The sequence below is a fragment of the Streptomyces sp. S186 genome, assembly GCF_051603415.1.
Classification (GTDB): domain Bacteria; phylum Actinomycetota; class Actinomycetes; order Streptomycetales; family Streptomycetaceae; genus Streptomyces.
On the sequence record NZ_CP193932.1, the window covers coordinates 667,964 to 691,028 of the forward strand.

21 protein-coding genes are annotated in these 23,065 nt (G+C 73.7%); 3 read left to right on the forward strand and 18 right to left on the reverse strand.

The window, feature by feature from the left end; translation table 11 throughout:
* Window positions 1–19 precede the first annotated feature (19 nt).
* The 13 genes from hypF to leuA all read right to left on the reverse strand — a co-directional run bounded on the left by hypF (window position 20) and on the right by leuA (window position 13,855).
* Window positions 20–2,455: a carbamoyltransferase HypF gene (gene hypF / locus ACRAS8_RS02915; RefSeq protein ID WP_438484160.1), complete on the reverse strand. Its 2,436-nt coding sequence runs from the start codon at window positions 2,453–2,455 to the stop codon at window positions 20–22.
* Complete coding sequence (hypB, locus tag ACRAS8_RS02920; protein WP_438484161.1) at window positions 2,452–3,210, reverse strand: hydrogenase nickel incorporation protein HypB; 759 nt, start codon at window positions 3,208–3,210, stop codon at window positions 2,452–2,454. The genes hypF and hypB overlap by 4 nt, the downstream gene beginning before the upstream one ends.
* A 4-nt stretch (window positions 3,211–3,214) precedes the next feature.
* On the reverse strand, window positions 3,215–3,598 hold the full coding sequence (locus tag ACRAS8_RS02925; protein ID WP_438484163.1) for a hydrogenase maturation nickel metallochaperone HypA/HybF: 384 nt from the start codon (window positions 3,596–3,598) through the stop codon (window positions 3,215–3,217).
* A gap of 154 nt (window positions 3,599–3,752) precedes the next feature.
* On the reverse strand, window positions 3,753–3,854 hold the full coding sequence (locus tag ACRAS8_RS02930; RefSeq protein ID WP_438484164.1) for a DUF6893 family small protein: 102 nt from the start codon (window positions 3,852–3,854) through the stop codon (window positions 3,753–3,755).
* Window positions 3,848–4,408 (reverse strand): hydrogenase maturation protease, encoded by a 561-nt coding sequence (locus tag ACRAS8_RS02935; RefSeq protein WP_438484166.1) that lies wholly within the window; start codon window positions 4,406–4,408, stop codon window positions 3,848–3,850. The genes ACRAS8_RS02930 and ACRAS8_RS02935 overlap by 7 nt, the downstream gene beginning before the upstream one ends.
* Before the next feature lie 71 nt (window positions 4,409–4,479).
* The gene (locus ACRAS8_RS02940) at window positions 4,480–5,871 is read right to left on the reverse strand and encodes a hypothetical protein (RefSeq protein WP_438484167.1); all 1,392 of its coding nucleotides are present in this window, start codon (window positions 5,869–5,871) and stop codon (window positions 4,480–4,482) included.
* A complete protein-coding gene (locus ACRAS8_RS02945; protein ID WP_438484168.1) occupies window positions 5,868–6,560 on the reverse strand; it encodes a DUF6084 family protein in 693 nt (230 codons plus the stop codon). Before ACRAS8_RS02945 ends, ACRAS8_RS02940 begins: the two co-directional genes overlap by 4 nt.
* Window positions 6,557–7,204, reverse strand: coding sequence for a DUF5947 family protein (locus ACRAS8_RS02950; protein ID WP_438484169.1), 648 nt, complete (start codon window positions 7,202–7,204; stop codon window positions 6,557–6,559). The genes ACRAS8_RS02945 and ACRAS8_RS02950 overlap by 4 nt, the downstream gene beginning before the upstream one ends.
* The gene (locus tag ACRAS8_RS02955; protein WP_438484171.1) at window positions 7,201–7,749 is read right to left on the reverse strand and encodes a hypothetical protein; all 549 of its coding nucleotides are present in this window, start codon (window positions 7,747–7,749) and stop codon (window positions 7,201–7,203) included. Before ACRAS8_RS02955 ends, ACRAS8_RS02950 begins: the two co-directional genes overlap by 4 nt.
* Window positions 7,746–9,527, reverse strand: a complete 1,782-nt coding sequence (locus ACRAS8_RS02960; protein ID WP_438490333.1) for a nickel-dependent hydrogenase large subunit — start codon at window positions 9,525–9,527, stop codon at window positions 7,746–7,748. Before ACRAS8_RS02960 ends, ACRAS8_RS02955 begins: the two co-directional genes overlap by 4 nt.
* 67 nt (window positions 9,528–9,594) lie before the next feature.
* Complete coding sequence (locus ACRAS8_RS02965; protein ID WP_438484172.1) at window positions 9,595–10,677, reverse strand: hydrogenase expression protein HypE; 1,083 nt, start codon at window positions 10,675–10,677, stop codon at window positions 9,595–9,597.
* 157 nt (window positions 10,678–10,834) lie between these two features.
* Window positions 10,835–11,542 (reverse strand): DUF4232 domain-containing protein, encoded by a 708-nt coding sequence (locus ACRAS8_RS02970; RefSeq protein WP_438484173.1) that lies wholly within the window; start codon window positions 11,540–11,542, stop codon window positions 10,835–10,837.
* Window positions 11,543–12,076: 534 nt separating this feature from the next.
* Window positions 12,077–13,855, reverse strand: coding sequence for a 2-isopropylmalate synthase (gene leuA / locus ACRAS8_RS02975; RefSeq protein ID WP_438484175.1), 1,779 nt, complete (start codon window positions 13,853–13,855; stop codon window positions 12,077–12,079).
* 205 nt (window positions 13,856–14,060) lie between these two features.
* Here leuA and ACRAS8_RS02980 point away from each other — a divergent pair, with 205 nt between their 5' ends.
* Window positions 14,061–14,753: a FadR/GntR family transcriptional regulator gene (locus tag ACRAS8_RS02980; RefSeq protein WP_438484177.1), complete on the forward strand. Its 693-nt coding sequence runs from the start codon at window positions 14,061–14,063 to the stop codon at window positions 14,751–14,753.
* An 81-nt stretch (window positions 14,754–14,834) separates the two neighbouring features.
* Here the strand turns inward: ACRAS8_RS02980 and ACRAS8_RS02985 are convergent, their stop codons facing one another.
* Together ACRAS8_RS02985 and ACRAS8_RS02990 are read right to left on the reverse strand one after the other, a co-directional pair.
* Window positions 14,835–17,213: an MFS transporter gene (locus ACRAS8_RS02985; protein ID WP_438484178.1), complete on the reverse strand. Its 2,379-nt coding sequence runs from the start codon at window positions 17,211–17,213 to the stop codon at window positions 14,835–14,837.
* A 518-nt stretch (window positions 17,214–17,731) separates the two neighbouring features.
* Window positions 17,732–18,433, reverse strand: a complete 702-nt coding sequence (locus ACRAS8_RS02990) for a ScbR family autoregulator-binding transcription factor (protein WP_438484179.1) — start codon at window positions 18,431–18,433, stop codon at window positions 17,732–17,734.
* A 173-nt stretch (window positions 18,434–18,606) separates the two neighbouring features.
* On the opposite strand from ACRAS8_RS02990, the gene ACRAS8_RS02995 reads away from it, so the two are divergent.
* Window positions 18,607–19,596 carry a ScbA/BarX family gamma-butyrolactone biosynthesis protein gene (locus ACRAS8_RS02995; RefSeq protein ID WP_438484180.1) on the forward strand — a complete coding sequence of 330 codons (990 nt, stop codon included), beginning with the start codon at window positions 18,607–18,609 and terminating at the stop codon, window positions 19,594–19,596.
* A 210-nt stretch (window positions 19,597–19,806) separates the two neighbouring features.
* Window positions 19,807–20,571 carry an SDR family NAD(P)-dependent oxidoreductase gene (locus tag ACRAS8_RS03000; protein ID WP_438484181.1) on the forward strand — a complete coding sequence of 255 codons (765 nt, stop codon included), beginning with the start codon at window positions 19,807–19,809 and terminating at the stop codon, window positions 20,569–20,571.
* Here ACRAS8_RS03000 and ACRAS8_RS03005 read toward each other — a convergent pair.
* The 3 genes from ACRAS8_RS03005 to ACRAS8_RS03015 form a co-directional block, all read right to left on the reverse strand.
* On the reverse strand, window positions 20,549–21,100 hold the full coding sequence (locus ACRAS8_RS03005; protein ID WP_438484183.1) for a methylated-DNA--[protein]-cysteine S-methyltransferase: 552 nt from the start codon (window positions 21,098–21,100) through the stop codon (window positions 20,549–20,551). The two genes, ACRAS8_RS03000 and ACRAS8_RS03005, sit on opposite strands and share 23 nt — an antisense overlap.
* Window positions 21,097–22,608: an AlkA N-terminal domain-containing protein gene (locus ACRAS8_RS03010; RefSeq protein ID WP_438484184.1), complete on the reverse strand. Its 1,512-nt coding sequence runs from the start codon at window positions 22,606–22,608 to the stop codon at window positions 21,097–21,099. Before ACRAS8_RS03010 ends, ACRAS8_RS03005 begins: the two co-directional genes overlap by 4 nt.
* A gap of 224 nt (window positions 22,609–22,832) precedes the next feature.
* Window positions 22,833–23,060: a hypothetical protein gene (locus ACRAS8_RS03015; protein ID WP_438484186.1), complete on the reverse strand. Its 228-nt coding sequence runs from the start codon at window positions 23,058–23,060 to the stop codon at window positions 22,833–22,835.
* Window positions 23,061–23,065: the final 5 nt, after the last annotated feature.

Sequence of the window (23,065 nt, forward strand, 5' to 3'; positions counted from 1 at the left end):
GTTCGGGTGGATACGGGGGTCAGGCGCCGCGCCTCCGCGCCGCGACCAGCAGCTGACCGAGGGCCAGTCCGCCGTCGTTGGGCGGGACCAGGCGGTGCCGCAGCACGGTGAAGCCGTCCTCGCGCAGCGTCCGGGCGGCGGACTCGGCCAGCAGGGTGTTGACGAAGACCCCGCCGGTCAGCGCCACGGTCGACAGGCCGGTGCGCTCCCGGGCCAGTCCGCACACCCGCCGGACCAGCCCGGCGACCGCGGCGTGGAACCGGGCCGCGACCCGTTCCGGGCGGGCGCCGGCGCGGACGTCCTCGGCGGCCGCGGCCAGGACGGGTGCGGGGTCGGCGACCAGCGCGCCGCCGGCGGTGGGGGCGTCGGTGCGCACCGCGAAGGCGTAGCCGGGCCCGTGGTCGCCGCCGGCGCGGGCGGCGGCCTCCAGCGCGGCGGCGGCCTGGGCCTCGTAGCCGGCGTGGTGGCAGATCCCGGCGAGCGAGGAGACCGCGTCGAAGAGCCGGCCCATGCTGGAGGTCGGCGCGCAGTTGATGTCGCGCTCCAACTGCCGTGCCAGCAGCCGAAGTTCGTCGGGCGGGCAGGCGGCGACGGGGGGCAGCTCGGCGGTCCAGGGGAGGCCCGCGGCGCGCAGGTGGGCCAGGGCCATCCGGTAGGGACGGCGGACGGAGGTGTCGCCGCCGGGCAGCGGGACGTAGCCGAGGTGGGCGAAGCGGCGGTAGCCGGCGTAGTCGGCGAGCAGGACCTCGCCGCCCCAGATGGCGCCGTCGTCGCCGTAGCCGGTGCCGTCGAAGGCGACGCCGATCACCGGCTGCCGGCCGTCCAGGCCGTGTTCGGCCATGGCGGCGGCGATATGCGCGTGGTGGTGCTGGACCCGGACCAGCGGCCGGCCGCGGGTGTGCCGGCGGGCCCACTGGCCGGTGCGGTAGCCGGGGTGCCGGTCGGTGGCGAGCAGCCGCGGCCGGACTCCGGTGAGGGTCTCCAGGTGTTCGCCGGCCCGCTCGAACGCCAGCTGGGTGGCCAGGTCGTCCATGTCGCCGATGTGCGCCGAGAGCCAGGCCCGGCGCCCCTCCCCCAGGCACAGCACGGTCTTCAGGTCGCCGCCGGTGGCCAGCGCGGGCCGGACCGGCACCGGCAGCGGCACCGGGTACGGGGCGCAGCCGCGCGAGCGCCGGACGTACAGCGGTTCGCCGTCGCTGACCCGGACCACCGAGTCGTCGCAGGGCACCTCGATCGCCCGGTCGTGGGCGAGCCAGGCGTCCGTCAGGTGCGCCAGCCGCGTAAGGGCGTCCGTGTCGTCGGTGACGAGCGGGTCGCCGGACACGTTGCCGCTGGTCATCACCAGCAGCCGGGGGCCCTCGGGGTCGCCCGGCAGGCCGAAGAGCAGGTGGTGCAGCGGGGTGTAGGGCAGCATCACCCCCAGGTCGGGGCAGCCGGGGGCGACGGCCTCGGAGACGGTGGGCGCCCCGGGCCCGGGCCCACCGGGCCGCCGGCGCAGCAGCACGATCGGCCGCACCGGACCGGTGAGCAGCGCCCGCTCCGCCGGTCCGATCTCCACCAGCCCTGCCACCTCGTCGAGTTGACGGGCCATCAGCGCGAACGGCTGCTCGCCGCGGGCCTTCCGGCGGCGCAGCTCGGCCACCGCGCGGTCGTCGCCGGCGTCGCACACCAGGTGGTAGCCGCCGAGCCCCTTGACGGCGACGATCGCGCCCGCGGCGAGCAGCCGCCGGGCGCCGGCCACCGGGTCGCCGGGCACCGGGCGCGGCGGACCGCCGGGCGCGTCCGGGTCGTCGGCCAGCAGGCGCAGCCGGGGCCCGCAGTCGTGGCAGGCGACGGGCTGGGCGTGGAACCGCCGGTCGGCCGGGTCGGCGTACTCGGCCGCGCAGCGCGGGCACATCGGGAAGCCGGCCATGGTGGTGTGGGCGCGGTCGTAGGGCAGCGCGCGGACGATGGTGAAGCGCGGTCCGCAGTGCGTGCAGGTGATGAAGGGGTGGCGGTAGCGGCGGTCGGCGGGGTCGGTCAGCTCGGCCACGCAGGCGTCGCAGGTGGCGGCGTCCGGGGCGACCAGGGTGCGGGCGGGGCCGCCGGTGCGGGAGGGCAGGATGGTGAAGCCGGTGCCGCCGGCGACCGGGATGTCCTCGCCGTCCACCGTCTCCACGACCGCCAGCGGCGGCGCCTCGGCACTCAGCCGCGCCTCGAAGCGGCGCAGTGCGGCGGGCGGCCCCTCGACCTCGGTGACCACGCCCTCGCCGGTGTTGCTGACGTGTCCGGACAGGCCCGACTCCGTGGCGAGGGCGTGGACGAACGGGCGGAAGCCCACGCCCTGGACGATGCCGCGGACGGTGATCCGGCGGCGGGCACCGTCCGGTCCGGGGGCCGTTGCGGGGTCCGCGGTGGCGGTCGGCGCCTCCTCGGCGTGCGGAGCGGCGCCGGCACCGGGCTGCCCGCCGGTCATGAGCGGCTCGACCCCACCGTGCCGCGGTCGCCGGCCCGGTCCGCCGGGCCGTCGTGGACGTGGTGCGACCGGCGGGTCATCACCGGGATGTGCGCCGGCCCGCCCTCCCGGGCCGCCAGCGCCCGGTCCAGCAGCGCGCCGACGCCCTCGCCGCCGCGGACCGAGGTGCGGACGACCTCGGCGCCGGGGTTGACGCGTTCCACGTTGCCGCGGAACGCCGCCTCGTCGAAGTCCACCGCCGCGGCGATGTCGGACTTGGTGATCAGGACCAGGTGGGCCAGCCCGAACGCGGTGGGGTACTTCAGCGGTTTGTCCTCGCCCTCGGTCACCGAGGCCAGCACCACCCGCAGGGTCTCCCCCAGGTCGTAGGAGGCCGGGCAGACGAGGTTCCCGACGTTCTCGACGAACAGCAGCCGGGTGCCGGTGGGGAGCCAGCCGTCCAGATGGCCGCCGAGCATCTCGGCCTCCAGGTGGCACAGCCCGTCGGTGAGCACCTGTTTGACGGGGACTCCGGAGCGGGCCAGCCGTACCGCGTCGTTCTCGGTGGCCAGGTCGGCGGTGAGCGCCGCGACCGGCACCCCGCGCTCCCGCGCCAGCGTCAACTCCCGTTCCAGTAAGGCGGTCTTGCCGCTGCCGGGGCTGGAGAGCAGGTTGACGACCGCGGTGCCGCGGGCCGCCAGTTCCTCGCGCAGGGTGTGGGCGCAGGCGTCGTTCTTGGCGAGCACCGCCTGCTGCAGGTCAAGGACACGGCACATGGGATCAGCGCTCCTCGTGCGTCGGTGTGGGTACCGGGGCGTCGTCGTGCCAGCTGACGTCGGCGATCCGCAGTTCGCGGCCGGAGAGCAGCTCGACGCCCGCCCCGCCGCACCCGGGGCAGCTCAGGCTCGGCGGCATGCCCGTCGGCCAGGTGCCCTCGCAGGATCCGCAGCGGGCGCGGGCCGGGACGGGTTCGGTGCGCAGCTCGGCGCCGGCCAGCGCTGTGCCCTCGCAGGCGAGCCGGAAGGAGAAGGCCAGGGCGTCGGGGACCACGCCGGCCAGTTCGCCGATCTCCAGGCGGACGCTGCGGACCGCGGTCGCGCCGGCCGGCCGGACCGCGCTCTCCACCTGGTCGATGACCGCCAGCGCGATGGACATCTCGTGCATCGGTCCGTCTCTCTCGGGTGTGACGACCGGTTGCCGCTGGCTTCATTAGACGGGGCGGCACCGGGGCGTCCGGGGTGCCTCGCCGGGGCGGCACGGCGGCGTACACGTTCGGTGCAGCGCGCCCGCCGCCCATGGCCGCCCTTGGGGCGGCGCGTCACATGGCGCGCATCCGCAGATAGCGCCTGAGGTCGGGCAGGTTGCGCAGGGCGAGGGCGAGGGCGGCGGCCAGGGCGCCGCCGAGGACGAGCTTCAACATGATGTCGGGTTCCTCTCACTGGTGGCGGGTGACGGGCCGGCGGCGGCCGGCTCGGGTGCGTCCGCGCCGACCAGCCGCAGCACGAGCCGGACGGCCTCGTCGACGGCGGCGGCGACGGGTGCGCTCAGGCCCATGCCCTCGGTGGTGTCGGCGGGTTCGCAGCCGACGACCAGGACGCGTTCCGGGCGGCGGGCGCCGGTGCCGGCGCTGAGCGTGTCCAGCAGGGCCAGGACGGCGTCCGGGGTCATGTGGTGGGCGTCGATCGGGGTGTTGCCGGGGCGGGCGGTGGCGTCGGCGGGGTCGGTGGCGTCGAGGAGGTAGAGCGAGCCGGGTTCGCCGCCGCGCGCCGCGGCGTCCACCAGCAGCACCGTCGTATAGCCGTCCAGCATCCGGTAGGCGAGGTGGACGCCGCGGACGCCGGCGTCGACCAGTTCCACGCGGTCGGGCAGGGGGTGCGCCCCGAGCGCGCGGACGGTCTCGACGCCGAAGCCGTCGTCGCCGAGGAAAACGTTGCCGACGCCGGCAATCAGGGTGCGGTCGGGTGGGAGAGACACAGTGCGGTCGGGCGGGAGAGACACAAGGGGGCCGGGCGGGAAAAGCACTGTGCGGCCGGGCGGCTGGCTGCTCACTCGTCCTCCAGGGGCGCGAGTTCGTCGGGTTGGAAGTAGAGGAAGCGGCCCTGTTCGCGCCGGATGTCGGCGCCCGGGTCGCCCTCGACGGTGACCGCGAGGTGCACCCCGCCGTCGACGTCGTGCAGCACGGCCTCGACGACGGCGGTGCGTCCGTGCAGGAAGAGGTCCTGGGCGTCGGTGCGGCGGCGGCCGGGGCGCAGGGCCACCCGGCTGCCGGCGCCGACCGGGCGGCCGTCGAGGGTGATCCGGTCGGTCAGCGGGTCCACGTCACGGTCGCCGCCCGGGTCCCACCAGGGGGTGTCGGGACGGGCCGGTTCCGGGTCCGGGCCGGTGACCTCGCGCAGGGCCCGTACGGCGCCGTGCAGCCGCTCCAGCACCTCGGGGGGCATCCCGTCGGCGAGGTCGATCACCTCGGCGGCCCGGGGGTCGGTGCCGCGGGCCTCGCGCTTTTCCCGGTCGGTGAGGGTGGCGGTGCGCAGGGCGAGGATCTCGTCGATCTCCAGGGCGTCGTAGAGGGCGCCGGGGCTCTCGGGGGCGAGGGCGGGGTGGTCCTCCAGGATGATCGGGGCGGACAGCACCACCTCGGCGTTGCCGGGCGGGCCGGCCAGTACCGGCCAGGTGTGCTCGTTGCGGCAGCCGGCGACCGCGCCCCGGGCCCATTCGGGCGGGTCGGCCTGGGAGAGGAACCGGCCGGCGCTCAGGCCGAGGAGGAGGTGCGCGCCGACCAGTGAGCGGGGCAGGGCCGCGTCCCGGTCGGCGGCCGCCGGGTCCGGGGTCCAGGTGCTGGTGTTCTCCACCGTCGCTGTCAGTTTCAGCACCGTGTACGGGCCGTCGATCTCCCGTGCGGTCAGCCGGAGTTCGCCGCTGATCTCCTCGCGGCGGCGCACCAGCCGGCCCACCGGCCGCCCGTCCGCGTCGTGCACCGGCTCGGTCTCCTCGCCGGCGGGCCGGGTGAACGGGACGGTGACGCCGTCGCCCGCCAGCTCGGCCACGGGGACGTCGACCGGGCAGCGCTCCTCGGTGCCCTCGTCCCAGGGGACCAGCACCCGGTCGGGCAGTTCCAGTTCCGCTACGGTCGTGAACTCCCCGTCGGGGCCGAGGAGTTGGACGGTGCGGCGCCGGGTGCGCAGGAACCGCAGTTCGGCGGTGAGCCGGGCGCCGGAGCGGGGCTCCATGAGGCATTCGGTGCGCTGGTGGGAGTGCTCGGCGCGGTCGGCGCCCCAGCGGGGCGGGACGAGGACGCCGAACTGCCAGCGCAGCCGGTTCTTGGCGGCCGAGGCCCGGTAGGGGTAGAGGACGTAGCCCTCGAACAGCACGGCGTCCGCGACCTGCCGGGCGGCGGCGAACCGTTCCGTCAGGATGTCGGTGGGCGCGGGCGTCGTCACGGCGCGGTCCTCTCGGTGGCGGGGCGGGCGACGGCGGGGAAGCCCCGGGCGGCGGGGCCTGTGCCGTCCGCGGCGGCCAGCAGCGCCCGGACGGTGGCTTCCCAGGACGGCAGGGCGTGCCGGGAGCGGAACGCCAGCAGGGCGTCCAGGGTCTCCCGTGGGAGCCGCAGCCAGCCGCAGCCGGGGAAGTGGGTGTCGGTCATCTCCCGCCACACGGCGGTCGGGAGCCGGCACTCGGCCTCCTTGTGCCAGGGCACCGGGAAGACCTGGAAGCCGCCCGGGCCGGCGAAGACGGTGCCGGAGAAGAGCAGCAGCAGCGGCACCTCGCCGTCGCGCAGCGCGTGGAGATAGCGGCCGGCGGCCACCTCCAGGTCGTAGCCGCACGGCACCGGCAGGTCCACCTCGGTCTCGCCGGTGAAACCGGGGACGACGAGCGAGACCTGGGCGAACTGCAGGGGTTTGAGGGTGCTGCCCCAGCGGGACCGGGCGCCGAAGAGGTCGGCCAGCGCGGCGGCCTCCTCGGGGTCGTGGTCGCGCCGGGCCGGTTCGATGCGCAGCTGGCAGCGGAGTGCCAGGGCGTGCACCCTGGCCCGGTCGGCGGCGGTGATCCGCAGCCGGAACAGGAGGGTGGGGGCGGCGGCGTAGCGGTCGGCGCGGACGCCGGTGCAGACGAAGGACAGCTCGGTCACGGCCGGTGGGCCTCCTCCCGGGGTTCCCGGGCGCGGCGGGCGATCTCGGCGAAGAAGTCCGCGAGCGCCGCGCGGGCCTCGGCGCCGCCGTCGAAGCCGCGCCACAACAGCCGCAGCCGGCCGGTGAGTTCGTAGGCGAGGTCGACCGGGATCAGGTGGCAGTCGGTGCGGCCGGCGCCGCGGTGCAGCAGCAGGGCCTCGACGTCGGGGGCGAGCAGCCCGGCCAGGCGGGTGGCGTCGCGCACGGACTGCCAGGCGGCCGGGTCGAGTTCGCTCTCGGTGGCGCCGGCCGGGCTGGGGTAGAGCGCCACCACCCGGCCCAGCGCGGAGTTGTCCAGCAGGAAGGCGACGCCCACGGGGATCCGCAGCCGGTCCCAGATCGCGTCGTCGAGGCGGTGGCCGGGGTCGGTCAGACAGCGGTCGGGGACGGTGCGGAACTGCCCGGCGCCGGCACCGGGCCGCTCGAAGAGCAGCGCGCAGGGCGGGCAGGCGCAGGCCAGCCCGCGGTTCCTGGTGTCGACCAGGTGCCGGTGCCGGCCGGTGAGTTCGGTGCCGCACAGTTCGCAGCGTTCGGGCGGCGGGGGCGCGGGGGCCCGGAAGCGCCGCAGGCCGCGGTGGGCGGCGGCGGGCGGCCGGGCGTTCACGAGGCCGTGGCGGCGGTCGGCGGTCGGCGGGAGATCTGCAGCAGCGGCGGCGCCGGCGCGGCGCGGTACGCCTCCCACTCGACGGAGGTCACCTCCGGCGCGAAGCAGGACAGCGCGCCCTCCACCGCGCGCCGGTCGGTGGCACCGCCGCCGCAGCAGCCGCCGGATCCGCTCTCCCGCAGCCGCAGCGCCCCGGTATCCGGCGCGAACTCCGCGACCTCGACGGCGTCCTGGGCCCGAACGCTCGCCAGGGCCCGCCCGACGCGGGTGGCGGCGTCCTCCGGGTGCAGGTCGTGCAGCACCAGCAGGCTGCTGACCAGCGCGTCGCCCAGCAGCGCCGGGCGTGGCCCCTCGGTGCCGGTGCGCCGTTCGACCAGGTGCATGATGCGGGTGAGTCCCGCGCCGTAGAAGTCCATCAGGACCCGGACGAGTTCCTCGGCGGCCGCGGCGGTGGCGGCGTCGCCGTGCTCGGTGAGCCGGGCCAGCAGTTCCTCGACCCGGCGGCCGGTCAGTTCGGCGTCCGGGGCAGCGTCCGGCGCGGTCATCCGGCCAGCCCGCTCAGCCCGGTGGGGACGTGCAGGGTCTTCAGGGTCCGGCCGCCGCCGTACATGTGGACGCCGCAGGGCAGGCACGGGTCGAAGCTGCGCACCGTCCGCATGATGTCGATGCCCTTGAAGTTCTCCGGGGTGTTCTCCTCGAAGATCGGGGTGTTCTGGACGGCGTCCTCGTAGGGGCCGGGGGTGTCGTAGGAGTCACGGGTGCTGGCGTTCCAGGGCGTCGGCGGGTACGGGTGGTAGTTGGCGATCTTCCCGTCGCGGATGACCATGTGGTGGGAGAGGACGCCGCGCACCGCCTCGGTGAAGCCGCAGCCGATGGACTCGTCGGGCACCTCGAACTTCTCCCAGGTCTGGGTGCGCCCGGCGCGGACCTCCTCCAGTCCCTGCTCGGCGAAGTGCAGCGCCATGGCCGCCGCGTACGCCTGGAAGTAGGTGCGGGCGCGGTTGCGTTCCAGGGCGTTGCTCCACTTCGGGATCTGCCATTCGAAGCGGGTCTCGGGCCTGGTCATGCTGCGCGGGAGGTCGATGACGACGCTGTTGCCGGTGGCCTTGACGTACGGGGTGTCGACCAGGCCGTTGAGCGCGGTGGACCACAGGCGGGCGAGCGGGCCGCCGCCGGTGTCCAGCGCCAGGTGCTCCTTGCCGTCGAACCAGCGCGGCGACATCACCCAGCTGTACTTGTCGTTGAAGTCCCGCTTCTGCGGGGCGGGGATGGTGTGCTGGTTCCAGGGGTGGCGGGCGTCGACGGGGTTGCCGAGCGGGTCGTGGGTGACGAACTTCTCCTGGCCCTCCCAGTCCTGGTAGTAGGAGCTGCCGAGCAGGATGCGGATGCCGAGGTTGATCTCGGTGAGGTCGTTGGTGACGAGCTTGCCGTCGACGATGATGCCCGGGGTGACGAACATCTTCCGGCCCCAGTCCGACATGTTGCGGTAGGTGAAGTCGCAGTGCTCGGGGTCGTTGAGGGCGCCCCAGCAGCCGAGCAGCACCCGGCGCCGGCCGACCTCCTCGTAGCCGGGCAGCGCCTCGTAGAAGAAGTCGAAGAGGTCGTCGTGGAGCGGCACCACGCGCTTCATGAACTCGACGTAGCGCATCAGCCGGCTGAGGTAGTCGGTGAAGAGCTGGACGCTGGCGACGGTGCCGACGCCGCCCGCGTAGAGCGTGGAGGGGTGCACATGGCGGCCCTCCATCAGGCAGAACATCTCCCGGGTGTAGCGGCTGACCTGGAGGGCCTCGCGGTAGAACTCTCCCTCGATGGGGTTGAGGGCGGTCATGATGTCGGCGATGGTGCGGTAGCCGTGGTCGCCGGCGTGCGGGGCCTCGGTGCGCTGTGCCAGCTCCCAGACGCCCGGGTTGGTCTCGCGGACCATCTTCTCGCAGTAGTCGACCCCGACCAGGTTCTCCTGGAAGATGTTGTGGTCGAACATGTACTCCGCGGACTCGCCGAGGTTGATGATCCATTCGCCGAGGTGCGGGGGCTTCACCCCGTAGGCCATGTTCTGGGTGTAGACGGAGCAGGTGGCGTGGTTGTCGCCGCAGATGCCGCAGATCCGGCTGGTGATGAAGTGCGCGTCGCGCGGGTCCTTTCCGCGCATGAAGACGCTGTAGCCGCGGAAGACGGACGAGGTGCTGTAGCACTCCGCGACCCGCTTCTGCCTGAAGTCGATCTTGGTGTGGATGCCCAGGCTGCCCACGATCCGGGTGATCGGGTCCCAGGACATCTCCGTCAGACCGCTGCCGTCGCCGGCCGTCTTGGTCTTCGCTGCCATTGTCTGTGCCATGCCCTTCTTCGCTTGCCGGAGCGGTGATCTGACGGAGCGTCAAGGAGCGGTGTGGTCACCAGGGGCGGCGGTAGCCGGTGGTCAGCTTCTCGCCGCGGTGCCGCCACCGGGGTTCGTGGTCGACGGTGCGGGCCGTGATGTCGCGCAGTCGGCGGACGACGGTGCCGTACGCGGAGCTGGCGGTGCTGGAGAGCTTGGCGCCGGGCGGCTCGTCCATGAACGGCATGAACTTGTCGGGGAAGCCGGGCATGGTGCAGGCGATGCAGATCCCGCCGACGTTCGGACAGCCACCGATGCCGTCCATCCAGCCCCGCTTGGGCACATTGCATTTGACCACGGGACCCCAGCAGCCGACCTTCACCAGACACGTGGGCGAGTCGTAACTGGTGGCGAACTCGCCCTGTTCGTAGTAGCCGGCCCGGTCGCAGCCCTCGTGCACGGTCTCGCCGAAGAGCCAGGTGGGCCGCAGCTGGTCGTCCAGCGGGATCATCGGGGCCGCGCCGGCCGCCTGGTAGAGCAGGTAGACCAGCGTCTCGGCGAAGTTGTCCGGCTTGATCGGGCAGCCCGGCACGCACACGATCGGGATGCCCGCCCTGGACTTCCAGTCCCACCCCAGGTAGTCGGGCACGCCCATGGCGCCGGTGGGGTTGCCGGCCATGGCGTGGATGCCGCCGTAGGTGGCGCAGGTGCCGATGGCGACGACGGCGAGCGCCTTGGGCGCCAGCCGGTCGATCCACTCACTGGTGGTGATCGGCTGCCCGGTGGCGGGGTCGTCGCCGAAGCCGCACCAGTAGCCCTCCGGCTTGATCGCCTCGTTGGGGACGGAACCCTCGATGACCAGGACGAACGGGTCGATCTCGCCGCGTTCGCCCTTGAAGAACCACTCGATGAACGTGTCGGCGCCCTGAACCGGGCCGCATTCGAAGTCGATGAGCGGCCAGTGGACCTGGACCTTGGGCAGGCCCGGGAGCACGCTGAGCGCGATCTCCTCGATACTCGGCTGGGTCGCGGCGGTCAGCGCCACCGAGTCGCCGTCGCAGCTCAGGCCGGCGTTGATCCAGAGGACGTGGATCGGGGGCTCTTCGTCCTTCGCGGCGGGCGGCGAGTCCCCGGTCGCGGTGGCGGGTGCGGCATCCATGGGGTGGGGCCTCCTCGGGGAGGTGGGCAGCCGAAACGTTCGGCCGGGCGTCCATCCCTCTTCGTAACACCGCCGGGGAGGCGAGGAGAGCCGACAAGGGCCGTTCCGGTGACGCACCAGCACCGGAACGGCCCCACGGCCCGAGGAGGAGCCGCCGTCAGGACGGCACCCCGGTCTCCACGGCGGTGACGGTGAACGTGCCGCCGCACACCCGCAGCCCGCCGCTGTTGGTGGTCATCGACTCCTTGGAGCCGGGCGGGTAGACGAAGACGAGCTGCGAGTTCTTCCAGCACGGGATGTCGGAGACGCCCTCGTTGACGGTGTGCAGCACGGCGTGCGCGCTCTGTCCGGGCTTCAGCCGCACGCTGCCGCCGGCGCCGCCCTCGCGGGAGGCGGGCGTGCCGACCGCGGAGCCGTCGCGCTGGATCAGCGAGACACCGGGGAAGCCGCGCAGCGAGCACGTCTTCTTGCCCTTGTTGGTGAAGACCAGCGGCACCCGGATGTTGCCCGCGCCGATGTCGGTGCGGCCCAGGCGCAGCGACATGTTGTCCGCGGTGCAGCGGTCCGAGGCGGTCATGGCCGAGGGGTTGGCCTGGTTGGCGTTGGGGACGCCGGAACGGCCGGCGGAGGGCTTGGCGACGCCGGACGGCCGGGGAGCGTTCCCCGCCGACTGCGCGCTGCCGCCTCCGTTCGACGGCGCGCCGTTGGCGCCGGACGTGGCGGGCGCGGCGGCCGACGAGGAGCGGGACGACGAAGCGCTGTCCGTGCCGTTCTGGCAGGCGGAGAGCGTCAGCGCCGTGACGGCGATGAGCGATCCGGCGGCGACACGGCGGCCGCGGCCGAGGGTCTTGCTGGTGAGCGACATGAGTCCCCCTCGTCTGGTAGGTGGGTACCCTCGTATAGGTGGGTGCGTACGGTCCGTCCGTTGCTCTTCCAGCGTGCTCCCGGGCACTGCCGGTCCGCTAACGAGGCACTAACACCCCGCTAACGAGGCCGCGCGCCCGGTGCGACGCTGCCCCGGCGGCCTGTGTGACCAGCCGGAACTCCGGTGTGCCGCCCAGGCTCGCAGAAATCTCCGCGGTTGCGGACGCGGCACTACGAGGTTCGGCCGTTTCAGCCGTCCTGCCCACCGGCCCCGGAAGGCTCCTTCCGCCCCGGATGTCCCGCGCCCCGGGCCCATGCCCCTGGTACGTGCGCAGGGCCGTTTCCCGGGTGGCGATACAGGGGGTGCCGTGGTGCGCCCGGGGCGGACCGGGGGCCCGCACTCGACCGAAATCCCACCATAGGGCGTAGACGAGACGCTCCTGTTGACCCGGAGGTTGTACGGGTACGGCGCATTTCGGCCACCGCGCCAGGCCGCCCGACCGCACCGTCGGACGGCCTCGCGGGCCTGGTGGCGCTACCGGCGCGCCGCCCGGTTGACGGCCGCCAGGACGGCCCGCACCGACGCGGTCAGCACGGAGGTGTCCTGGCCCGCGCCCCAGTAGGTGTCCCGTCCGATCCGGCAGCGGACGTAGGCGACGGCGGCGCTGTCCGGCCCGGTGGCGGTGGCGTGTTCGGCGTAGGCGGTGATGTCCACCCGGTGGCCGGCCGTGGCCAGCGCGTCGGCGAACGCGGCCAGCGGCCCGTTGCCGCGCCCCTCGTACGTCCGCAGGTCCTCCACCGTGCCCAGTTCGCAGCGGACGAGGTGCTCCCCCGGCGACGGCTCGCCGGCGCTCCAGGCACCGAGGGTCAGCGGCCCGTCCACGCCCGGGTCGAGATAGGTGGCGCGGAACAGCTCCCACAGGTCCTTCGGGGTGACCTCCTGCCCGCTGTCGTCGGTCGCGCGCTGCACGGCGCGGGAGAAGTCCGGCCGCAGGCCGGCGGGCAGGTCCAGCCCGTGGTGTGCGTGCAGGAGGTGGGCGATCCCGCCCTTGCCGGACTGGCTGTTGACGCGGATGACCGCCTCGTAAGTGCGCCCGAGGTCGGCCGGGTCGACGGGCAGGTACGGCACGTCCCAGGGCGCCTCGGCCTCGGGGACGCCCAACTCGGCGGCGCGCCGGGCGTGGTGGGCGAAGCCCTTGCTGATGGCGTCCTGGTGGGTGCCGGAGAACGCGGTGTGGACGAGGTCGCCGGCGTAGGGGTGCCGGGGGTGGAGGGGCAGCCGGATGCAGTCCTCGACGGTGCGGCGGACGGTGTCGAGGTCGGAGAAGTCCAGCATCGGGTCGACGCCCTGGGTGTACAGGTTGAGGGCCAGGGTGACCAGATCGACGTTCCCGGTGCGCTCGCCGTTGCCGAACAGGCACCCCTCCACCCGCTGTGCGCCCGCGAGCAGCCCCAGCTCCGCGCAGGCCACGCCGGTGCCGCGGTCGTTGTGCGGGTGCAGCGAGAGGATCACCGCGTCCCGCCGTGCCAAGTGCCGGTGCAGGTACTCGATCTGATCCGCGTACACGTTGGGCGTGGCGATCTCGACGGTGGCCGGGAGGTTGTGGGTGACCGGGCGGTCCGGGGCGGCGTCCCAGAGTTCGGTCAGACCGTTGCAGATCTCCAGCACCAGGTCGGGCTCGGTCAGGTTGAAGACCTCGGGCGAGAACTGGAACCGGATGTCGGCGTGCGGCCGGGCGCCGGCCAGCCGGGCCATCAGCGTCGCGGCCTCCCGCACCATGGCGTGCACCTCGTCCCGTGTGCGGCCGAGAACCATCTCGCGCCAGGTGGGTGCGGTGGCGGTGTAGAGGTGGACGACGGTGCGCGGCAGGCCCTCGATCGCCTCGAAGGTCCGCTCGATCAGCTCCTTCCGGGCCGGGGTGAACACCACGACGGTCACGTCGTCGGGCACGGCACCGCTCTCGGCCAGGTGGCGTACGAAGGCGAAGTCGGTGCGGCTGGCGGAGGGGTAGGCGACCTCGATCTCCTTGAAGCCCATGGCGACCAGCAGGTCGAACAGCCGCCGCTTGCGCGGGGTGTCCATCGGTTCGGCCAGCGCCTGGTTGCCGTCGCGCAGATCGACCGGCACCCACAGGGGCGCCTGCTCGATGCGGGCCGCGGGCCACCCGCGGTCGAGGAGCGGCACCTCGACCCGCTCGTGGGCGGGCCGGTAGCGGTGGGCGGGCATCGCGCTCGCGCGCTGCGGGTTCCAGGCCGGGGCCGCCGCGGGCACCGGCCCGCCGGGGGTACGGACGGTGGGGAAAGTACGGGACATCGCGTTCTTCCTTCGTCGGAAGCCGGGACGGAGAAGACCGGCAGCACCGGACCCCGCGGCGGGGTGCCGGTCGCGTCAGGCCCCGCCGCGGCACCCGAGAAGGAGGCCACGCAGCGTCATGCCGGGTACAGTAACCACGAAACAACTCCTCAGACAACCTGAGGTGTTGAGTGGACCGAGGTGTTGAGTGGACAGGAGAGAACGCATGACGCTGGAAGCCCTCCGCCCCAGCCCGCTGGTCGAGCAGGCCGCCCGACAGCTGCGCGCGCAGATCACCGGTGGGCACTGGCCGGTGGGCAGCAGGCTCCCCGGCGAGACGACGCTGGCCAAGACGCTCGGCGTCGGCCGCTCGACGGTCCGCGAGGCACTGCGCGCCCTGGCCGGCGCGGGGATGGTGCGGCCCCGCCAGGGCGCCGGCGTCTTCGTCATCGCCACCGAACCCGGCGAGGACTGGCCAACCCGCCTGCGCCGTGCGGCCGTCGCCGACGTCTACGAGGTGCGCGCGATGGTCGAGGTACAGGCCGTCCGCCTGGCCGCGGCACGCCGCACCGAGGCCGATGTCGCGGCCCTGCGCGCGGCCCTGGAGGGGCGGCGGGCGGACGGCGCCGACGACGCGGCCTTCGTCGACGCCGACATCGCCCTGCACACGGCGCTGGTGGACGCCGCCCACAACCCCGTACTGACCGACCTCTTCGGCCAGTTCGCCCCCGCCCTGCGCCAGGGCCTGATCGACCTCATCCAGCTGCTCGGCCTGCGCGACGACGATCCCCACCACGGCGACGCCCGCCATGCCGCCCTCGTCGACGCCGTGATCGCCGGCGACGCCGACATCGCGAGCACACTCCTCCAGTCCGAACTGGAGGAGACGCGCGGGCTGTTGCTGGCGAGGCGGGGGTGAGGGGTCGGGTGGGTGACGGTGCTATCAGGCTGTCAGGTGGGTGACGGGGAGTCAGTGGATGACGGGGGGCAAGCGAGCGTCTCAGCGCCCCGCGTCCCCAACCTGCTGGGTCACATCGAGATCCAGCCACGCATCCGCACCCCTCGTCAGGGATATCGATGCCGCGTGCGGCGGATAGCCGGCTGCCGACAGGGTGTACTGACGCGACGTCAGGTCCGTGGAGGCATAGGCTCCGTCCGGTCCGGTGACCATGTGGCCGGTGACCGTGCCGTCCTCCAGCAGGGTCACGGCGGCCTCCGCCAGCGGGCGGCCGTCCGGACCTCGGACCGTACCGCGCACGGTGGCGGTGGGGCGCAACCGCACCTCGTGCAGCCCCTCGGCCCTGCGGTCCGCCGCCCCTCCCCCGCCGGTCAACCGGACGGCGCGGGCCTCCGGTTGGTGTCCCGGCGCGCTGAGGACGAGGGTGTGGTCGCCGTCCGGCAGCCGGGCGATCGTCCACCGTCCGTCGGCGTCGGTCGTCGTACGGGTCACCACATCGCCGCGGGCGTCGGTGACCACGATGCTCGCGCCGGCCAGTGCCGTCCCGTCCGGCCCACCGAGCAGGGTGCCGGCCAGGCGGCTGCCGGCGGGCGTCAGGACGAGCCGCGCCTCGGCCACGGTGGCCGCACCGGCGCAGGTGGCCGAGACGGCCTGCGGGGTGTGGCCGGGGGCGGCACCGGTGAGGACGTAGGTGCCGGCAGCCGGGGCGGCGAGCGCGTAACCGCCGTCGGCGGCGGCCGTGGTGACACCGGCCTGCCGGCCGTGCCGGTCTATCAGCGTGACCGTGGCGCCCGGCACCGGGCCGCCGGCGGCGTCCACGACCCGCCCACGGAACCCGGCGGCGGCAGGCGCGTCCGGCAGGGCGGGAGCGGCGGTGGCGGCGGCCCGATCGATCGCGCCGTCAGGCGCGCCGTCCTCCCCCACCGCGCCCTCGGAACCGGCCTCCCGCGCCGGGGGCGCCTTCCGCTGGGACGGCAGGAAGGCCGCCACCAGCACGCCGAGGGCGACGGCGGCGGTGGCGATCAGGAACGAGACCCGGAACCCGGCCATCGTGGGCACCTCGACCGGCCCCAGCGGCTCGGACATATGGGCCAGCACCATGCCGATCACGGCACTGGACACGGAGGTGCCGATCGACCGCATCAGGGTGTTCAGCCCGTTGGCCGCGCCGGTCTCGGACGGGTCGACGGCGCCGACGATCAGCGCCGGGAGCGAGGAGTACGCCAGCCCGATGCCGGCGCCGACCACCACCGCGATGATGGCGGTCTGCCAGGGGGCCCGCATCAGGCCGAGCCCGCCGCCGTAGCCGATCCCGATGACGAGCATGCCGAGCAGCAGCGAGACCTTGGGGCCGCGGCGGGCGGCGATCCGCGCGTACAGCGGCGCCACGCACATCATCGTCAGCCCCAGCGGCGCCACACAGAGCCCGGCCACCACCATCGACTGGCCGAGGCCGTACCCGGTCGACGTGGGCAGTTGGAGCAGCTGCGGCAGCACCAGCGAGATGGCGTAGAACGCCACCCCGACCGTGATGGAGGCGAGGTTGGTGAGCAGCACCTCGCGCCGTGCGCTGGTGCGCAGATCGACCAGCGGGTCGGCGATCCGCAGCTCCATCAGGCCCCACAGCACCAGGATCACCGCCGCCGCCCCGAACAGGCCGAGCACGAGCGGCGATCCCCAGCCCCAGTCGCTGCCCTTGGTGATCGGCAGCAGCAGGGCGACGAGACCGGCGGACAGGCCCAGGGCGCCGACGACGTCGAAGCGGCCGGGCGCCCGCACCGGACTCTCCGGGACGACGAGCAGCGTGAGCAGCATCGACAGCACCCCCAGCCCGGCGGAGGTGAAGAACAGCGCATGCCAGTCGGTGTGTTGGGCGACCAGGGCGGCGACGGGCAGCGCGAGTCCGCCGCCGACGCCTATCGAGGAGCTCATCAGGGCCATGGCCTTGCCGAGCCGCTCCCTGGGCAGTGCGTCGCGCATCAGGCCGATGCCGAGGGGTATCGCGCCCATCGCGAAGCCCTGCAGCGCCCGGCCGACGATCATGACGATCAACTCGCTGGTGAAACCGCAGATCAGCGAGCCGACGACCATGATGCCGAGGCTGGCCAGCAGCATCCGCCGCTTGCCGTGGAGGTCGCCGAGGCGCCCCATGATGGGGGTGGCGACGGCACCGGCGAGGAGGGTGGCCGTCATGACCCAGGTGGCATTGCCGGGCGCGGTGCCGAGCAGCGTCGGCAGGTCCTTGATGACCGGCACGAGCAGCGTCTGCATCACCGCGACGACGATGCCGGCGAAGGCGAGGACGGGAACGATGCCGGCGCGCGGTCTGCGAGGGCCGCCCTCGGGAGGCCGGGGCAGCGGCGGCGCGGCGGCGGGATCCGCCGTCCGCACGGGGAGTTGGTCCGTCATCGTCCGGGTCATGCGTACGGCCTCCAGGGCGGCGGGAGTGAGCGGCGGGGTGCGCCGTGCGTGGCGAACGCGGTGCGCGGCCAGGGGTGACCCCTTGATACGTGCATGGCGAACACGTCAGCGCGGGGGCCTATTCCAGGCCATGCGCCGCGATCTCGGACCTCGAGCGGTGCTGCCGATCACTCCCGCCGCACCCGATCCCCACCTGCGCCAACTCCCGTACGCCGCCCGCCCCTTCGGACCCGCCACCCCGTTCATCGCCCCTCCCATGGCATCGTTCCGGACACTGCTTCCAGTGAACCGCACGCCACTGACAATCCGTCGGCCGAGGGATCAAGAGAGGGTCAAGAGCGAAGCGCGCCCACCACGTCCACGCCGGGGACGGAAACGGCGTATCCACGCAGGCAGGGCTCTTCGCACACAGGGCTCTTCGTACGCAGGGCTCTTCGTACGCAGGGCTCTTCTCTCCACGCACGAAGGGCTCTGCCGCCCGGCCGCTCCGGTGCACCGGGGAACTCCGCGGGCTCCCGTTACAACACCGCACCCTCGAAGGCCACCCCGGCCCCGGCAGCGGCCTCCCCGTCCTCCCGGACCGCGCTCTCCCGGAGTTCCGCGTCGAGCCGGGCACCCCGGTCCGGGTCGATTCTGATCTTGGCGAGGACGGCCGGAACGGCGATGGTGGGCAGGGTGTGCTCGAAGAAGACGGTCAGCCGATGGCTGAGGTCGTTCTGGTCGGTGAACGCCTTGGACATCATCTGGAGGCCGGCGAAGGCACCGACGAACAGCTCGGCGGTGTCCCGTACGTTGACGCTTTCGAGTATCTCGCCCCGCGCCTTGGATTCCTTCAACATGCCTTCGACGAAGCCGGTCCAGGCCGTCATCGACTGCCTGCGGTCGAGGTGGTTGGAGCCCTGCTCGATGGCGAGACGGGCGGCACCACGCTGGATCGGGTCGCGCCGCAGGCGATACGCCAGAACCTGCCCCGCGTCCACGAACTCCTGCAGTTTGATCTGCCGGGGCCGGACCGCGATGTCGAGCACCTGCTCATGCAGCACGGCGAGCGCGAGCTCTTCCTTTGAGCGGAAATGGAAGTACAGGGCGCCCTTCGTCACGCCGGCACGCGTGAGAATCTCGGCGATAGTCGCACGATCGAAACCCTGTTCGTCGAAAACTGCCGCGGCGACCTCCAGGATTACTCGCCGCGTCCTGATCGCGCGGTCCTGACGCGCCACAGATCACCTCCCGCCTCTCGAAGACCCAAGCTTTCTCAGCACATTGCCGCGGCTCAAGTTTCCTCCAAGATCGGCGACTCTCCCGCACCTTCGCATCGGCATTGAAAAGAAAACCGGATGGTACGTATCTTAACCGTGTCGGAGCTCTCCCATGGAGACGTAGAGGGGCTGTCATGAGCGACACGTTGCAGGCCAGCCGCATGGTTCCAGCCACGAACCGGCGCTGGACGCAGCAGGTGCAGGAGTTCCCCGCCGACTGCCGGCGGGAGCCCGACGCCACCGCCCCGGTCCCCCGCGAATTCGTACACCGGCCCATGGCCGAAGATATCTTGATCACGTCCTGGCAGCGGCTGGGACACGATCGTTTCTCGGTGATCGCCCAGTGGCCGCACAATCACCCGTACCTCACTCCGCACCACGGCCGGCATCACCCGATCCTCACCGGCGAGACAATCCGGCAGGCCGGACTGCTGGTATCCCACACGGAATTCGGCGTTCCTCTCGGCCATCACTTCATTCTCGACGACATCGTCTATACCACCGACCCCGCATACCGCGTCACCGGGAACGGCCCGACGCGGGTGACCATCGACGTCGTGTGCAGCCGGACGCGGATGCGGGCCGGCGCGCTGGCCGGCAGCCGCTTCGGGATGACCCTGCGCACCGGCGACCGCATCGTCGCGACCGGACACTCCCACGTGAGCGTGACCTCGCCGGCCGTCTACCGCCGGATCCGCGGCGAACGGTTCACGGCCCGCCGCGTCCCCGGCCCGCTGCCCGCCCCCGTTCCTGCCGAGTTGACCGGCAGCGCCGACGAGAGCGACGTGCTCCTCTCCCCCACCGGACGGCCGGGACGATGGCGGCTGCGGGTGGCGCCGGGCCATCCCACGGTCGTCAACCCCGCGAACGATCATGTGCCGGGCCTGTCGCTGCTTGACGCGGCGCAGCAGGCCGCCCGTGCGCTGACCCGGAGTGCATCCTTCGTCCCGTACGCCTTCGGCACCGAGTTCCACCGCTACGCGGAACACGGGCTGCCGTGTCTCATCGAGGCGCGGCGGCGGGCGCCGGCGGTCCCGGGCACGACGACGGTCCAGGTCACCGGGGTCCAGGATGGCGAGCCGGTCTTCACCTCGACCCTGACGTCCTTCGATCCGCTGCGGTGAGCGGACGAGCGGCCGCCCTCGGTGCGCCTGCCGCTCCCTCCCCCGGGCGAGCACCAGCGCGCCCCACCCCTCCCTCGTCATGAGCCTGATCGGCTCATGGACCATGTGGGCAGAAGACGCACCGGAGGAACGACCGGGCCGCCCACACGGCACACCCCGGTCACGGCGGCGACAAGCCGCCATGAGCACTACGGAAGGCCGACAACGACCATGGGCGACCTCAACGGAAAAACCGCGCTGGTAACGGGAGCCAGCCGTGGCATCGGCCGCGGCATCGCCCGGCGCCTCGCCCACGACGGTGCGCTGGTCGCCGTCCATTACCGGAGCAATGAGACGGCGGCGCAGCAGACCGTCGAGAGCATCCGGGACGAGGGCGGCCGGGCGTTCCCGCTCGCCGCGGAGCTGGGGGTCCCGGGCGACGCCGAGGCGCTGTTCGCGTCCTTCGACGCCGGGCTGGCCGGGATCGGGGCGGAACCGGGTCTGGACATCCTCGTCAACAACGCGGCGATCAGCCTGCCGGGGCACATCGACGAGGTGACGCCGGAGGAGTTCGACCGGACCCTCGCGATCAACACCAGGGCCCCGTTCTTCCTCATCCAGCACGGCCTGCGGCGGATGCGGGACGGCGGGCGGATCATCAACATCTCGTCCGCGGTCACGACCACGGCCTTTCCGTCGACCATCGCCTACGGCGTCTCCAAGGGCGCGCTCGACACCCTCACCCGCACACTGGCCGCGGACGTCGGCGAGCGCGGGATCACGGTGAACACCGTGGCGCCCGGCTTCATAGAGACCGACATGAACGCGGCCATGCGGGCAACTCCCGAGGCACATGCGGCACTTGCCGCCATCTCGGTGTTCAACCGGCTCGGCCGTCCCGCCGATGTCGCGGACGTGGCCGCCTTCCTCGCCTCCGACGACTCCCGGTGGATCACCGGGCAGCGGATCGATGTCACCGGGGGGTCGAGGCTCTGACGGGGCGCGTTCCGCGGTCCCGGCGCGGGGCCGGGGCCGTTCCTTCGAGGCCGAGGAGGAGACGCTTGCGATCCAGGCCGCCCGCGTAGCCGGTGAGCGCGCCGTCGGCGCCGATGACGCGGTGGCAGGGCCGGACCACCAGCAGGGGGTTGGCGCCGATCGCCGTCCCGACGGCGCGGACGGCGGCGCGCGGCGCCCCGATGGCGGCGGCGATCGCCCCGTAGGTGGTGGTCGTGCCGTACGGGATGGTCTCCAGGGCCGCCCAGACGCGTTGTTGGAAGTCGGTGCCGCGCCGGACGCACTCGACGGCGAACGGCTCCCGCGACCCGCCGAAGTAGGCCGTGAGTTGGCGGGCGATCCCGGTGAAGGCGGACGGGTCGTGCGTCCAGTCGTCCCGGACGACGGGCCCGCGCTTCTGGCCCGGCACGGAGAGCGAGGCCAGCGCGGTGCCGCCGGGCGCGGTGGCGGAGCGCTCGCCCACCAGGAGGAGCGTGCCCAGCGGGCTGTCGAGGGTGGCGTACAGGGTCATGCGTCGATCCGTTCTGTCGGGTTCCGGTGCCGTTCCGGGGCGCCGGTGGGCACGGCGGGGGCCGCGGCCCAGAGGTAGTGCGTCGCGTACGAGCGCCAGGGGCTCCAGACCGCCGGGTCGGCGTCCGGGGGCGGTGCGGCAAGGAGGACGTCGGGATCGCCCAGGGCCCGCATCCGGAGGTAGCCGGCGGTCCACGGGCCGATGCCGGGGAGGGCGCGGAGCGCGCGGACGGCCCGCTCGCGGTCGGTCCCGGCGTCCAGGACGACGTCCCGGGCGGCGAGCGCGGCGGCGAGGGCGCGCAGCGTGACGGTCCGCGACGGGGCGGGGCCCAGGCCGGTGAGCGGCGCGTCCGCCAACTCCGCGGCCTGCGGGAAGAGATGGGTGAGGGCCCCGCAGGGCCGCGGCAGCGGCTCGCCGTGCGCGGCGACCAGGGCGCCCAGGGCGCGGCCGGCGGCGGTGCCGGCCCGCCCCAGGACGGCGCGCACCGCGAGTTCGTCCGGGTCCACCGTCCCCGGCGACCGCAAACCGGGCCGGCGGGCGACCAGCGGGGCCAGCGCGGGGTCCGCGCCGAGGCGTTCGCCGACCGCGAACGGGTCGGCGTCCAGGTCGAACAGGCGGCGGACGCGCTGGGCGGCGGTGGCCAGATCCCGCAGTTCGGTGAGGTGCAGCCGGCAGTCCAGCCAGCCGTCGCCGGTGGCCTCGTCGACCTCCGCGATGCCGGTGCCGGCGGGCAGCCGCAGGGTCCGTCGGTACGTCCGGCGGCCGGGCTCCCCGGTGACTTCCTCGATCCCGTCGAGCGCCCGCCGCGCCAGGTAGTCGAAGATCTCCCGGGCCGCGTACGGGCCGCGGTACGCCAGCCGCAGCGGCAGCACACCGGGCGTGCCGGACGGGACCGGGCCTCCGGAATGGGTGCCGCCGCCGCGCAGCGGCGCCGTTGAGGGGCGGTGGTCGGGCGACGGGCGGGCTCGCAGTGCGCTCGGGGTGAGCGCGTAGATCTCCCTGATGGTGTCGTTGAACTGCCGGACGCTGGCGAATCCGGCGGCGAAGGCGATCTCGGCGATCGGCAGGCCGGTGGTCTGGAGCAGTACCCGCGCGGTGTGCGCGCGCTGGGCCCGGGCCAGCGCGGCGGGCCCGGCGCCCAGCTCGGCGGTCAGCTGGCGCTGCACCTGCCGGGCGCTGTAGCCGAGCCGGTCCGCCAGACCGGCGACGCCCTCGCGGTCGACGACGCCGTCGCCGATCAGCCGCATGGCCCGCCCCACGACGTCCGCCCGGGCGTTCCACTCGGCCGAGCCGGGGACCGCGTCGGGGCGGCACCGCCGGCAGGCCCGGAATCCGGAGCCCTGGGCGGCCGCGGCGGTCGGGAAGAAGGTGACGTTCCGCCGCCGCGGGGTGGTGGCGGGGCAGCTCGGCCGGCAGTAGATGCCGGTCGTCGACACCGCGAAGAAGAACGCCCCGTCGAACCGGGCGTCCCGGCTCCGCACCGCCTCGTACCTGCTGTCCTCGCTCATCACATTCCCCACTGTGCGCCCTGCCGGGCTCGCCCTCTGGCGGAAATCGGACATGACGCCGGCGGTACGCGTCCGGTCCTGAGAGCGGCCGGGCCGGCCCGCCCCCGCGCGCTTCCGCACGACGGAGCGGCCGGCGTCGCTCGTGGGCGGGGCCGACCGCACGGGGGAACGGTATCGGGGGAATCGGTATCGGTATCGCGGGGGCGCCGGGCGGGGCGGGCCCGTCAGGCCGATGGCATCGGCCAGTCGTCCAGGGAGCCGCCGCGCCACTCGACCAGGCGGGGGTCGTCCAGGGCGACGTCCTGGGCGGGGTCGGCGACGCCCGCGCGGCGGAGGAACTCCGCCACATCACCGCGGCCGTGTGCCAGGCCGACGATCTGCCCGTGCACGGTCACCCGGCGGCCCCCGGAGGGCGTCGGTGGGTGCACGATGACAGGCGGGTGCTCGGACATGCCTC